Here is a 12,939-nt window from a genome sequence, read left to right as displayed (position 1 = left end):
CGGACGGAACGACGGACGGACGGAACGACGGAACGACCCTCAAAGGTACCGCGCAGGCCGGGACACCCGGCCGGGCGCCCGGTGTGCGGGCGGACCGGCGGGGTAGCCGACGGGCATGACCCGACTCACCACGACCCTCGCCCCCTGGACCGACAGCACCCTCACCACCACGACCCCGAGCTGTGGGACTCCCCCTACCGCTTCGACCCGCAGCGGTTCGCCGGACGCGAACCCGGCGCCGACGAGCTCGTCCCGCAGGGCGGCGGTGACCCGGCGCACGGCCACCGCTGCCCCGGCGAGGACATCACCGCCGCCGTCCTGGCCACGCTCGCGGCGGAACTCGCCGCCCTCGACTTCGACGTCCCCGAGCAGGACCTGTCGATGCCGCTGTCCCGGGTCCCCACCCGCCCGCGCAGCGGATTCGTCCTCACCACGACCCGGCGCGAGGCGCCTTAGCCGAACGGCCGGCGGGGCGCGCCCGGAGTGCGTTCGACCGTGGAGACGACCCGTACCAGTGCCGGAACGGCGGGCGCCGACGCGAATCCGAACCGCACCGGCGGAACCACCGGAGCGAGCGGTCCGAGGTCGGCCCCCGCGAAGGACGCGACGGCCGAGGTGATCACGTGGAGGTCTCGGGCGGCGTACCACTGCCGCCACCCGGGCCGCGAGCTCCCCCGGGTCCGTACGCCGACCAGCAGCCGCGCGGGCCCGTTGACCAGCGAGGCCCAACCCGGCCGACGGGCGAGCGGCCCGGGTACGGCGCGCAGCGCGAGGCCGAGCACTCCGCGCCGGCCGACGGTGAAGCGCAGCCGCAGGCTTCCGGCGGCGACGTCCCACACCGGCCCGCGGCTGTGCACGGCCACCGGTCCCGTCCGGACCTCGTCGAAGTGGTAGACGCCCGCGATGTACTCCGCCGTTCGGGCGGTCGGGGCCAGCAGGACGCGACGCCCGTCGGCCCGCTCCAGCATCACGTCGCTGAACGGCCCGAAGGGGGAACGGGGCCAGTGGCCCACCACCACACGGGTGCCGGACTCCGTTCCGACGGCGGCGATCCAGCCGTCGAAGGTCAGGCGTTCACGCCCCTTCACGAGGTGCGCCGCGGCCTCCTCGGCGCTCACGGCCCCTCCGCCGGAGCCACGAGCTGCTCGGTCCAGATGGTCTTTCCGGCGGCGGTGTAGCGCGTCCCCCACCGGTAGACCATCTGGGCGATGAGGAAGAGGCCGCGGCCGCCCTCCTCGTCGGTGGCGGCGTGGCGCAGGTGCGGCGAGGTGTGGCCGGTGTCGGAGACCTCGCACACGAGGTTCTCGTCGTGGATCAGCCGGACGTGGACCGGGCCGTCCGTGTAGCGGATGGCGTTGGTGACCAGCTCGCTGACGATCAGTTCGGTGACGAACGAGAGCTCGTCGAGCCCCCAGGCCTCCAGTTGCCCGGTGACGGCGGCGCGGGCGACGCCGACCATCGCCGGGTCGGAGGCCAGCTCCCACTGCGCCACATGGCGCTCGTCGAGCATCCGGGTACGGACCAGGAGCACGGCCACGTCGTCGTCCACGGGCCCGGGCAGCAGTCTCGCCAGTGCGAGGTCGCACAGGTGCTCCAGGGGGCGCCGGTGCTGGGAGAGGGTTTCGGCGAGGCGGCCGAGGGCCTCGTCGGGGTCGTGGCCGACGGCATGCGTCAGACCGTCGGTGAACAGGGCGATGAGGCTGCCGGGCGGCAGCTGGAGTTCGACGTTCTGGAAGGTCTGGCCCCCCAGGCCCAGCGGCGGGCCCGACGGCAGGTCCGGGAAGGAGACGGCGCCGGTGTCCGCCCGGACCACAGCGGGCGGCCAGCCGCCCGCCCGCGCCATGGTGCACCGCCCCGACACCGGGTCGTAGACGACGTACAGGCAGGTCACCGCGGCGACGTCCGGACCGGCGTCGGACCGCGCACCGTCCCCGCGTGGCCCGCCGTTCCCGCGTGGTCCGGCGTTCCCGCCGCGCTCGCCGCCGTCCCTGCCGAGCTCGCGGGCCCACTCCGAGGAGGTCTGCCGGGCCACGTCGTCCAGGTGGGAGAGCACCTCGTCCGGAGGCAGGTCCATGCGGGCGAGGACACGCACGCTCGCACGCAGGAGCCCCATGGCGGCAGCGGCGTGCAGTCCGTGCTCCCGCACATTGCCGACCACCAGGGCCACGCGCGTACTCGACAGCGGAACGAGGTCGAACCAGTCGCCGCCGACTCCGGACCGGCTGTCCGCCGGCACGTAGCGGCTCGCCGCCTCGACGGCCGTCTGCGGCGCCAGTTTGCGCGGCAGCAGGCTCCGTTGCAGCTTCAGGGCCGCGGTGTGCTCCCGGGTGACGACCAGCATGAGGACGACCCCGATCAGCAGGGCCCCCAGCCCCACCACGGCCACCCCGCCCGTCGGCCCGAGCAGCGGAAGGTCGATGGAGGTCGCACCGTAGTGGGGGTCGGCGTAGACGTGGAAGCCCGCGTAGCAGAACACCGAGAGCATCATCAGGCCGCCCAGGCCCGGCAGCAGGCCCTTGGACACGAAGTCCTTCGTACTGCGCGTGAGCACCCGGCGGTAGTACCAGACGCACGCGAAGCCGGTCAGGCCGTAGTAGAAGGCGATCGCGAGGCCGACCGACTCGATCGAGTCGGCCAGCACGTCATGGCTGATCAGCGTCAGCAGGACGTAGAAGGCGATCGAGACCAGCCCCATCCCGACCGTCGACCAGGTCGGGGTCAGGTATTTCCGGTGGACCCGGGCGAAACGGGCGGGAACGGCCTTGTGCGCGGCCATCGAGAAGACGGTCCGGGCCAGCGGCAGGATCGTGGTCTGGGTGGAGGCCGCCGCGGAGGTGACCACCATGAGGATCAGCAGCCCGGTGAGGAACACGCCGACGCCCTGATCGCCGAAGACCGCGCTGCCGAGGTCGGAGAGCACATCGTCGGCGTTTTTCTGATTGGCCAGGCCGATGCCCTCGGTCCCGACACCGGCGAAGGCCTGCGCCGAGGTGGCGACCGCGACGTAGATGACCAGCAGCAGGACGGTCGAGATGACCGCGGCGCGCCCGGGGATGTGCGTGCTGTCGGCGGTCTCCTCGTTGACCGTGACGGCGGTGTCCCAGCCCCAGTAGATGAAGACGGCCGCCAGGAGACCCGCGGTCAACGCTTCTGCGCTGGGCACGTTCAAGGGGTTGAACCAGGAGGCGGAGACGGGGATCGCCGTCGCCGGCGGATCCGTGTAGACCTTGGTCATGGCGGTGACGGCGAAGACGATCAGTACGACCACCTCGACCGTCAGGAGGGCGCGCTGCAGGGCGGCGGAGATCTCGATGCCCACGTACGAGACGGCGGTCATCACGGCGATCCAGAGGACCCCCGCGATCGTGGTCCACAGCCTGCTCTCCGCCAGCGACTCGTATCCGAACAACCGGTAGGTGTAGACACCGGCGATCTCCGCGAGGTTCGCCATGACGATGACGTCGGCGACGATGATCCCCCAGCCGCCCATCCACCCGACGCGCGGGCCGAAGGCCCGGGTCGCCCAGGTGAAGGTGGTCCCGCAGTCCGCATCTCCGGCGTTGAGCTCCCGGTAGGCGTAGGCGATCAGCAGCATGGGGATGAAGGCCAGCACCGTGATGACCGGGGCCTGGGGGCCGACCCGCGTCACGATGAGGCCGAGCGTGGCCGCGAGGCTGTAGGCGGGAGCGGTGGACGCCACGCCGATGACCACGGACGAGGCCAGTCCCAAGGCGCCCGCCTTGAGGCCCTTCTCCCCGGCTCCGGGACCCGCGGCGATCGGAGCCACTTCCTCCACGTAACCACTGGGCGGCGTCACAACCGATTCACCGACTTCCTGCGCGGTCCACGGGCCCCGACACGGCATCTTCCCTCAGCGGGAGAGGCTGCCGGATCCGACATGCCGCGCGGTGCGTCTTCGCCGCCGGTCGGGTGGACCCGACGCCCGATCACGCCGCAGGCGCGGTGGACCCGCCACAGTGGGTGGTTCCTGTACCCCGTACGCACCGGGCGCAGCGGTCGCCCTCACCCTCGGCGCCGGACTGTGCCCCGCCCGGCCCGGGTCGTTTCCGGGCCCAGGGGCCGGCCCGGGCCGGGGTGCTGGCCCGGGCCGGTGGGCGGGCCGCCCAGCGGCGTGGGTGAGAGGTCCGCCGCTTCCTCGCCCGCTTCGAGGAGGGTGTCGGCGGAGCCGACGATCAGCGGATCGGGCCGGCCGACGGCCGCCTCGTCCTTGCTGGCGTAGTCCACCCGGCACAACAGGCTGCGCATCGCCTCCAGCCGTCCGCGCCGCTTGTCATTCGTCTTCACCACCGTCCACGGTGCGTGGTCGGTATCGGTGGCACGGAACATCTCGACCTTGGCGGTGGTGTAGGCGTCCCACAGGTCCAGGGACGAGACATCGGTGGGGGAGAGCTTCCATTGGCGTACCGGGTCGACCTGGCGGATCGCGAAGCGGGTGCGCTGTTCGGCGCGGGAGACCGAGAACCAGAACTTGACCAGCAGGATGCCGTCCTCGACCAGCATCGCCTCGAAGTCCGGGCACTGGTGGAGGAACCGCCGGTACTCCACATCGGTGCAGAAGCCCATGACCTTCTCGACACCGGCGCGGTTGTACCAGGAGCGGTCGAAGAAGACGATCTCCCCGCGGTCGGGCAGGTGCGCGATATAGCGCTGGAAGTACCACTGGCCGGCCTCCCGCTCGCCGGGTCTGTCCAGGGCCACGATACGAGCGCCGCGTGGGTTGAGCCGTTCGGTGAAACGCTGGATCGTGCCGCCTTTGCCCGCCGCGTCCCGGCCTTCGCAGATCACCACCACCCGGGCCCCGGTGTCCTTCACCCAGCGCTGCAGCTTCAGCAGCTCGATCTGCAGGATCCGCTTCGTCCGCTCGTACTCCGCCCGCCGGATCTTCCGGGCGTAGGGGTAGTTCTGCCGCCAGGTCCGGATCGGCGCTCCGGAGCCGTCCAGCAGCACCGGCTGCTCCGGCCGGGTCGCGTCCACGCTCAGACCCTCGAGCAGTGCCTCCTCGGCCGGCGCCCCGCGCTGTTCCTCGTTCATGCCCTGCGTGTACCCCGCACGCGGCCTTGATGCGCACGAGGGCTACGGGTGCCACTCGGCCAGCAGGATCGTCGCGTCGTCGGTGAGATGGCCGTGCCGGTGGCCCAGGATGTCGCGGATCAGACGGCGCAGGGCTTCGGGCGCCGCCTCGCCGGCGGCGGTGGCCCGTACGACGGTGTCGATCAGGCGTTCCTCGCCGAACAGCTCGCCGGTGGGGGAGCGGGCATCGGTGACGCCGTCCGTGTGGATGAGGATGCGGTCACCGCGCTCCAGCTGGGCCCGGTGGATGACGCTCGGCGTGTGCGGCGTGCGGTGGCGGCCGAGGCCCAGGGGGAGCGCCACGGGGCGCTGCATGGCATCGGGTACGACGTGCTGGTGGCGGATGATCAGGGGAGTCGGGTGGCCGCAGTTGACCCAGGTGAGGACGCCCGACACGAGGTCGAGGTCGGCGAAGACGGCGGTGAGCAGTCGGGCGGGCAGCCAGATGCCGAGCGCTTCGTCGACGGCCGCGGTGATGTCGGCGAGGTTCCCGCCGTCGCGGCGGGTGGAGCGGCAACCGGCCATTGCCACGGCGGCACAGAGCCCGGAGGCCAGGTCGTGTCCCATGGCGTCGATGACCGTCAGATGGAGGGTGTCGGCGGTGAGGGTGTGGTCGAAGGCGTCGCCGCCGATCCGGTAGGCGGGCTCCAGGACCGCACTGGACGTGGCCTCGCGGGAGCCGATCGTGCGCGGCGGCATGAACGCCCACGCGAGCTCGCCCTGCAGGCTCATCGGCCGGATGCGGGTGCCGCGCAGGATCGTGTCGCTGAAGCCCGACACGGACGCGAGGAACTGACCGGTCAGTGACGCGAGCGCCTCGCACTGCTCCAGGGTGGCGGCGTCCAGCGCCCGCGCGGTCAGCCGTAGTACTCCCAGGCGCTCGACCCCGTGGAGCAGCGGCAGCCAGACCATCAGCTCGGTGCCGGTGGTCAGCCGCAGCGACCCCGTCCGGTACGCCCAGCCGGCGAGCGTCCCCTCCACCGGCAGACCGGGCTCCGGACCGTCGGACGAGTGGGTCGTCGCACCCGGGGACAGGGGGATCAGCCGCGTCTGCTGCACGTCGGCCAGGAAGATCTCGGCGCCGAGCAGACCCATGGAACGTGCCGCCGCGTCGATCAGTGCCGGCAGGCCGTCCGGGCCGACCCGGTGCGAGTCCCGGAGCACCGTGCGCATCAGACGGCCGAAGTCCGCGTCGTCCATGTCGGTCACCGCCCGTCCACGCAGTTGACCGGAGGGAGACCACACGGGTCACGCCTACCTGCTGCCCGCCTGTTCCCTCAAGCGTGACACCGTTCCCGTCCGGATGCGGGGCTGGGGCACGGCCGAAGGTGTCTCAGGCGCCGTCCGGTGGGGTGTCCGCGGACTCCACGGCTTCCCTGCCCCGCTTCTCCATCTCCTCCGGGGATACGTCCTCCACGTGTGTGGCGACGTTCCAGCGGTGGCCGAAGGGGTCCTCGAACTGCCCGGTGCGGTCGCCGTAGAACTGGTCCTTGACCGCGGACAGTTCCGTGGCGCCGAACGAGAGGGCTGTGGCGAAGACGGAGTCGACGTCCTCGACGTACACGTGCAGGGTGACGGGCGTGCCGCCCACCGCCTTCGGCGACCGGAACCCGATCTCCGGGTGCTCGTCGGCGATCATGACGATCGAGTTGCCCAGCTCCAGCTCCGCGTGGCCGATCCTGCCGTCGGGTGCGGGCATCCTCATCCGCTCGGCCGCGCCGAGCACGGCCACGTAGAAGTCGATCGCGGCTGCGGCCCCGTCCACGCAGAGGTAGGGCGTGACGCGCTGGTATCCCTCGGGAATCGGTTTGACGGTCACCGTCTTCGGGCCCTTCCGCACAGTGGCGATCGCCACTGATCGCCGTACGGGTCCACTGATATCCCCACCGCGTGCGAAAACCTCCCGACGCCGCGCGGAACCCGGCGACGGATGCCCCGAAGGGCCGCCTACCGGGTCTCCCCGGGCCGGAAGCGTGCCTTGCGGGCGGCCCGGCACAAGGCGGTCAGGACGGCCGGGCCGGCCAGGGTGATGCAGATGAAGTCGGTGACGGCTCGGCCGGTGTCCCAGCCGAGCGACGTGGCCAGGTAGCGCTGGAACTTCCCGGTGGCCAGGCGGCAACCGTGCCGGTCTCGCGATCGGGCAACACGTCCACCGGCCTGCAGGACTCGACGTCGACGAGGACAGTGCCTTATGTCCGGGCCTTACGGAAGACGAACCCGTCGATGCCAAGTGACCGTGGGGCCCGTACAGGCACAGGCGGAGCGGTCAACTCTCCCAGGATGGATGTCCCTCGGGCCGTACAGCCGTAGCCGTCTGCAGAGGTGCGGCTACGGCCTTCAGCGCATGCTGCCGATCAGGGAGCCTGGTAGAAGGGGATGGGGATGTCGTGAGCCTTCAGAGCGGCCGTGTAGCGAGCCAGCAGCTCGTCGAGGTCGGAGAGGAGGACGGCCGCCGCCTCGCGAGCCTCACCGACGTCGCCCTGGTCGCAGGCTTCCACGATTTCGGCGACGTCAGCGCGGATGATCGACAGGGAATCGCCCTGGATCAGCACGCCCGGGAAATTGCGCGGGGGCAGACGGACGACGGCGTCGTTCCCCGGGTCCGTGAACAGCTCGACCTCGATACGTTCCATCCGGGCATTCAACCCCGGAGATGCCCTCATCTCCAGGCGTAGCCATCACGGAAGCGCGGCGGATGCGGCCCTCGGACAGGGTCAGCGGCGGGACGTTCCGAGGGTCTGATCGGCCGTCGCGAAGCGGTGCTCCGTCGGCTTCAGTACGTCGTAGAGATGGCCGAAGTAGTCCGTCTCCGCCGTTCCTGTGAGCACCGCCAGCAAGAAGGCCGAGCACCCCATGTCGTGGTGCTCCCACAGCGGGCCGCGCCCCTCGTTGTAGAGCACGGTCCACTCGTCGGGCTGCTGACCGGGCCGCGCCAGCCAGTACATGAAGGCCCCCGTGCCCTCCTCGAATGCCCACGGCAGGACCCGGGCTCCCGCCTCCAGCAGGCCGGCGGGCTTCGCCTCGAACTCCCACAGGTCGGCCAGGATCTCGTCCCGTTCCGTCGTCTGCGCGTGCAGGTCGCAGTCGCCGTGGGCGGAGTCGGGGACGAGCAGCCAGATCGTCTCGTCGAAGATGCCGTCGCCGTACGTCTCGACGAGCTGCTTGTAGTCAGTGGGCAGAGCCGCACCCAGAGCGCGCTCGGCCTGCATCCAGTCCACCGCAGGCGGCGGTTCGGCGGGCGGCGGGCAGAGGCGGACGAGGGCGTCGAGCGCTTCGAGAGCGTCGCGGGCGATCATGGAACGGACGCTACTGGACCCCCAGCCGGCGCCCGTGGGCGGGTCGCCGGGGCGGCAAGAATCCGCATCGGCTCCGGCCCATGACCCGCTCACCGGGTGAAGGTCTCGGGACTTTTCTGAGCACGCACTTGGCCCCAGATCGCCAACTGGTGCGGCCTGATTGCGAGACTTCCGGCATGACCAGCAACAACGTGCCGATGTTCACGCAGTTCGTCAGCCCTGAAGGGATCACCGAAGACCTCCTTCAGGCCCTCGTCCAGTGCTGGACCGAGGTGTCCAACGCGGGCGGAGCGGCTGGGTTCCCGTTTCCGCCGGTCGATGCCGTCGAGGTCGGGGCCGCTGTCCATCGCATCGTCTCGGGCCTCAGTCCGAAAGGCAGCCGTCTCATCGTCGGCACGGTCGACGGCGGCCTGGTGGGCTGGCTCAACCTCCGCTGCGATGCCCATCCGCTGGTGGCGCACTGGGGCACGCTGCATCATGTCCAGACTCGGCTCGGTGTGCGCGGGCAGGGCATCGGTGCAGGTCTGGTGCGCCGGGCCCGTGATGTTGCCCGTGACGAGATGGGCCTGGAGCAGCTGCATCTCGCCGCACGCGGAGGTGCAGGCCTCGAGGAGTTCTACGGTCGGCTCGGCTGGAGGGAGATCGGCCGTTGGCCGGACGCTCTGCGACTGGCCGCCGGCGACGACCGCGACGAGGTCCTCATGCTGTTGTCGCCCCTCTGACGCTCCGTCCGGTCCGGGTGTTCAACCCTCGCACGCCGGCGCGGTGGGTGCCTCGCAGACTGCCACTGGAGCTCGAAAGCACCTCGTTCCACGACTGAGCGGGGGTTGGGCGGGGGCCGCCAGTCGGCCCCTCAGGTCCGTTGTCACAGCCGGCGGTTACCTTGCAGGTCAGCACACAGAGCTCAGCACACAATCAGAACGAGGCGCAGGAGCAGGGAGCGGCAATGGTCGTCGAGGTGGGGTACGCGCAGGCGTGGGACTTGGAGGCCCGTGCGCCTTGGCGGCCGATATCCGCCGGGGAGGCCCGGGAGCGGGATGTCACCGGGCTTCCGTACGTGGTGGTGTACCGGGAGCCGGGCCGGGAGGCTCCGTTGGAGGTCCGGCTCGTCTCGTGGCGGGACCACTACGTCGGGCTGTGGGTGTACGACGCCCAGGGTCGCCGCACCTACGACCTGGACATGCGGCTGCTGGACGATCCGTCGCGGCTGCTGCGCCGGTACACCGTCGGCTGGCACTACACCGGCCCGGAGATGCCGGAGTTCGACGAGAAGTGCCCGCGCATCACCGTGGACCTCTTCCCGGACGGGAGGGGGCTACGGACGGAGGAGCCCCGGGGGAAGGGCGGGGGTTCGCACGCCACGTCCCCCGGACTCCGCGACGACGAGCGCTGGATGGACCGCCCCGCCTTCGGGCAGTGGCCGCTGCTCTCGGCCCAGGTGCACGGGCTCATGGAGCCCCGGGACCTCGTGGTGGCCGAGTCGGGCGAGGCGGCCGAGTCGGGTGACGGAGATGCCCCCGCCACCTGCTGGCGTCCGCCGCGCGCCGCGCAGCCCGGGCCGATCAACGAGCTGTTCCGGCCCGGGGTTCGCGTGACCGACGGGTACCACCCCGAGCAGACCGTCGTGGAGCCCTGCCGGGTCGGCACCCTGCGCGTGCCCAGCGGGCTGCTGGCCGTCTCCGGCCCGGACATCGACAAAGGCGACGGGCCGCACATCTCGGTCCCCGTCCCGCCCGGGGAGTACGTACTCGACGAGGCGCGGGTCCACTACAGCTACCACTGCGAGTGGCGGAACACCGAGGTCACGACCACGGACCCCACGGCCGTCCGCCTCCTCGTCAGCGAGACCCCCGCCGCGACCTGGGAGATGGCCCTGGGGCCGGACGACGATCCCCGGCTGTTCATCGAGGATCAGATCGCCGGCTTCGACACCGACGGCGCCACCGGCTGCTTCGCCGACGCCGGGGCCTGGGAGCCGCTGGTCGCGCTCTTCGAGCGGGGGCTGATCCAGGGAGAGCCGGACCTGGACGGGTACGAGGACATCGACGACGGATCCATGTTCCTGCAGCGCACCCGGGACGAGGCTTCCGGCGGCGAACTCATGGCCTTCGCCACGACCGGGGACGGTACCTACCCCGTGTGGGTCGGCCGTTCCGACGCCGGTGAGGTGGTCGCTGTCGTGGTGCTGGTGGAGGGGATGCCCGAACTGCTCCCGGAGCGGGACGGAACCACCGCCGATGCCTGAGACGACGTACGTGACCTTTGAGGAGTCCTGGGACGAGGCGTCCCGTACCGGTGGTCGCGCGCTGTCCCGCGAGGAGGCGCGCGCCCGGGATGCCGCCGGCCTTCCGTACGCGGTGATCTACCGCGTGCCGGGCCGCGAAGTCCCGTTCGGGGCGCGGATGGTGGCGTGGCAGGCCGGCGTCCTCGACGCCTGGGCGTACGACGAGCACGGCCGCCGGACCGCCGAGGCCGAGCTGCGACTGCGAACCGACGAGGGGCGGCTGTTGATCCGGCGGCTGCTCGTGCGGCGGTACCCGGACGGGCAGACGGCGGAGTTCGATGTGGACTGCCCCCGGACAGCGGTGGAGCTCTCGGCCGACGGTCCCGCGCGTATCTCGCATCAGCCCGAGGGCATGCGGGGCGCCTCCCTGGAGGCCGAGGTGGCGGTGGCCGAGGAGGACCTCTGGACGGCCCGCCCCGGATTCGACGACTGGCCGGCGCTCCCGGTCGCGGACACGCTCCCGGACTGGGTCGCCGCAAAGCTGGTCCCCGGGGCGTCCGACTGGCGCCGGGAGCCCTCCCGGCTGCTCGGGTCCACCGACTTCGACCGGGTCTTCCGGCCCGGAACGCACATGGCCGGACTGACGGTGCTCGATGCAGTCCCGTGCGGCAGCCTGCGCGTGCCGAGCGGGGTGCTGGCGGTGGCCTGCCCGCAGAGCTGGGGCGAGGTGCCGGAGATCACGGTGGCTGTGCCGCCGGGCACGTACCCGGTGAAGGCGGCCATGGTCGAGGTCGCAGATCAGGGCTACGGGTCCTACGAGGAGGTCGCGGCCGTCCGGCTGCAGATCGGCGACGCCCCCGTGGCGGCCTGGGAGATGGCGCTCGGGCCGGGCCACGACACGCTCCGGCTCCGTGCCGGAGAGGCCTTCGGCTTCGGCACGGACGGGGCAACGGGCGCCTTCGGCGACGCCGGAGTCTGGCAGGACCTGCGGGACCTGCTGGAGCGGGCGAACTGGAAGGGTTCCCCGGAAGCCGACAAGCTCACGAATTCCGCAGCCGGCATGCACCTCGACGGCGGAGGCCTGGGCGCGGACCTGGCGGTCTTCTGCACGGGTGGCGACGGCGTCTACCCGGTCTGGGTGGGCCGGTCCGCCTCTGGAGAGGTGGTCTGCGTCGACGTCCAGACGGCCTTCGACCTGGACCTCGACGCCTGAGCTCGACCCGCGCGTCCGCTTCGGTGTCCGCGCGAACGGGCCCGCCCCACGGCGGGCCACGATTGACGAAGCGTGGCCCGCCGGGAACCGACACCCCACCGGGGTGGAGGTGCCGCCCGCTGCCTGGTCTCGACCGCATCGGGTTCTCCGAGCCGCACATCGTCAAGCGATGGACCCAACCGCAATAGCCTCCGCCGCGGCACGGCTCTTCGTGTCCATCGTGTCGTTGCACACCAAGTACACCCGAGGCATCCGGCCGGCACAGAGGGCCCATGACGGTCTGCCGCGGCCGATGTCAGGGGCCCCGGCTACGGTTGCCGGGTGAACGGATCGAATGCACCTGCCGGCCCCGGCGTACCCGCGTTGCTGCCTTTCCTCGGCGCCGACGAGGAGGTCGTCGCGTTCTTTGCCGGGGTCGCGGACCTCGACGCGACGGACCCGGCCGGTCACGAGCTGGAGGACGGGGTCCGGCTCGCCTCCGGGGCCCGGCTGGAGCAGTTCGCGCGGGCGGCCTCGGGGGATGCGTTCTGCTTCGTCGGGGAGGGCGGTGAGGAACGCCCCGTGGTGTATGTGAGCCTCGACGGTGAGGCCGGCCCGCTCGCGGTCGGGCTGCCGGAGTTGGTGCGGCTGTTTCTCGCGGTGCCGTGGTGGCGGGACGCTCCTGGTCGGACGGCCGAAGAACTCCGGGCGGTAGCCGACGAGTACCGGGAGGACATGCCCGACCTCGACCGGCGACGCGACCGTGCGGCCCGGGCGCTCGGTCTCGATCCGGCCTGGCTGCCGTCCGAGGCGGTGGCCCTGGCCCGGCTTGTGGAACTCGCGCGGGGACCGATCGCGGCGGCCTGCCTTGTCGTCGGGTACGAGGGCGATCCGCTCGACCCCCTGTTCGGCGCCGCCCCCGACCGCCCCTGACCGACCGACCGAGCGACTGACCGGCCGGGCCCGGACCGCAGCCGTCCGTCGGCGCTGCTGCTCCTCGTTCAGCCGGTTCCGGTCTCGTCGTTGGGTGGCGAGCCGGCGGCCGGCGTCATCGCCGTGCCGGGTCACGCCGGGGAGGATCGCGGCCGGGGCCGCGGCCCGCCGCTGCGCCCGGTCGGTGAGCGGGGTCAGAGGAA

Annotated in this window: 11 protein-coding genes and 2 pseudogenes; 5 read left to right on the top strand and 8 right to left on the bottom strand. The window is 71.8% G+C overall.

Going from position 1 to position 12,939, the window contains the following annotated elements; genetic code table 11:
- Positions 1–165: 165 nt before the first annotated feature.
- Positions 166–456, top strand: a pseudogene (locus tag OG373_RS05415) (cytochrome P450); the annotation flags it as partial.
- Here the strand turns inward: OG373_RS05415 and OG373_RS05410 are convergent.
- The 8 genes and pseudogenes from OG373_RS05410 to OG373_RS05375 form a co-directional block, all read right to left on the bottom strand.
- Entirely contained in the window at positions 453–1,118 is a 666-nt protein-coding gene (locus OG373_RS05410) for a hypothetical protein (protein WP_405436272.1), read from the bottom strand. The pseudogene OG373_RS05415 and the gene OG373_RS05410 overlap by 4 nt on opposite strands.
- Positions 1,115–3,796 carry an amino acid permease gene (locus tag OG373_RS05405; protein WP_405436270.1) on the bottom strand — a complete coding sequence of 894 codons (2,682 nt, stop codon included), beginning with the start codon at positions 3,794–3,796 and terminating at the stop codon, positions 1,115–1,117. The genes OG373_RS05410 and OG373_RS05405 overlap by 4 nt, the downstream gene beginning before the upstream one ends.
- 227 nt (positions 3,797–4,023) lie before the next feature.
- Entirely contained in the window at positions 4,024–5,052 is a 1,029-nt protein-coding gene (gene ppk2, locus OG373_RS05400; protein WP_405436268.1) for a polyphosphate kinase 2, read from the bottom strand.
- A gap of 42 nt (positions 5,053–5,094) precedes the next feature.
- Positions 5,095–6,291, bottom strand: coding sequence for a PP2C family protein-serine/threonine phosphatase (locus OG373_RS05395; RefSeq protein ID WP_405443945.1), 1,197 nt, complete (start codon positions 6,289–6,291; stop codon positions 5,095–5,097).
- A gap of 133 nt (positions 6,292–6,424) precedes the next feature.
- Entirely contained in the window at positions 6,425–6,910 is a 486-nt protein-coding gene (locus OG373_RS05390) for a VOC family protein (RefSeq protein ID WP_405436266.1), read from the bottom strand.
- Positions 6,911–7,038: 128 nt separating this feature from the next.
- Positions 7,039–7,197: pseudogene (locus OG373_RS05385) on the bottom strand (ECF transporter S component); the annotation flags it as partial.
- Positions 7,198–7,445: 248 nt separating this feature from the next.
- A complete protein-coding gene (locus OG373_RS05380; protein ID WP_405436264.1) occupies positions 7,446–7,724 on the bottom strand; it encodes a DUF6959 family protein in 279 nt (92 codons plus the stop codon).
- A gap of 81 nt (positions 7,725–7,805) precedes the next feature.
- Positions 7,806–8,387: a hypothetical protein gene (locus OG373_RS05375; protein WP_405436261.1), complete on the bottom strand. Its 582-nt coding sequence runs from the start codon at positions 8,385–8,387 to the stop codon at positions 7,806–7,808.
- A gap of 176 nt (positions 8,388–8,563) precedes the next feature.
- On the opposite strand from OG373_RS05375, the gene OG373_RS05370 reads away from it, so the two are divergent.
- From OG373_RS05370 to OG373_RS05355, 4 genes are all read left to right on the top strand, one after another.
- Positions 8,564–9,109 carry a GNAT family N-acetyltransferase gene (locus OG373_RS05370; RefSeq protein ID WP_405436259.1) on the top strand — a complete coding sequence of 182 codons (546 nt, stop codon included), beginning with the start codon at positions 8,564–8,566 and terminating at the stop codon, positions 9,107–9,109.
- A gap of 224 nt (positions 9,110–9,333) precedes the next feature.
- The gene (locus OG373_RS05365; RefSeq protein WP_405436258.1) at positions 9,334–10,632 is read left to right on the top strand and encodes a DUF4241 domain-containing protein; all 1,299 of its coding nucleotides are present in this window, start codon (positions 9,334–9,336) and stop codon (positions 10,630–10,632) included.
- Positions 10,625–11,824, top strand: a complete 1,200-nt coding sequence (locus OG373_RS05360; RefSeq protein ID WP_405436257.1) for a DUF4241 domain-containing protein — start codon at positions 10,625–10,627, stop codon at positions 11,822–11,824. Before OG373_RS05365 ends, OG373_RS05360 begins: the two co-directional genes overlap by 8 nt.
- Before the next feature lie 321 nt (positions 11,825–12,145).
- Positions 12,146–12,736, top strand: a complete 591-nt coding sequence (locus OG373_RS05355) for a hypothetical protein (RefSeq protein ID WP_405436255.1) — start codon at positions 12,146–12,148, stop codon at positions 12,734–12,736.
- Positions 12,737–12,939: the final 203 nt, after the last annotated feature.

It is taken from the genome of Streptomyces avidinii (assembly GCF_045161815.1).
Classification (GTDB): domain Bacteria; phylum Actinomycetota; class Actinomycetes; order Streptomycetales; family Streptomycetaceae; genus Streptomyces; species Streptomyces avidinii.
This window is presented reverse-complemented; position numbering and strand designations above follow the sequence as displayed.

What these genes read in the sequence shown, in the direction of transcription:
- OG373_RS05365 (WP_405436258.1), top strand. Translation starts at nt 9,334, where the DNA reads ATGGTCGTCGAGGTGGGGTACGCGCAGGCGTGGGACTTGGAGGCCCGT.
- OG373_RS05375 (WP_405436261.1), bottom strand. Translation starts at nt 8,387, where the DNA reads ATGATCGCCCGCGACGCTCTCGAAGCGCTCGACGCCCTCGTCCGCCTC.
- OG373_RS05395 (WP_405443945.1), bottom strand. Translation starts at nt 6,291, where the DNA reads ATGGACGACGCGGACTTCGGCCGTCTGATGCGCACGGTGCTCCGGGAC.
- OG373_RS05370 (WP_405436259.1), top strand. Translation starts at nt 8,564, where the DNA reads ATGACCAGCAACAACGTGCCGATGTTCACGCAGTTCGTCAGCCCTGAA.
- ppk2 (WP_405436268.1), bottom strand. Translation starts at nt 5,052, where the DNA reads ATGAACGAGGAACAGCGCGGGGCGCCGGCCGAGGAGGCACTGCTCGAG.
- OG373_RS05360 (WP_405436257.1), top strand. Translation starts at nt 10,625, where the DNA reads ATGCCTGAGACGACGTACGTGACCTTTGAGGAGTCCTGGGACGAGGCG.
- OG373_RS05380 (WP_405436264.1), bottom strand. Translation starts at nt 7,724, where the DNA reads ATGGAACGTATCGAGGTCGAGCTGTTCACGGACCCGGGGAACGACGCC.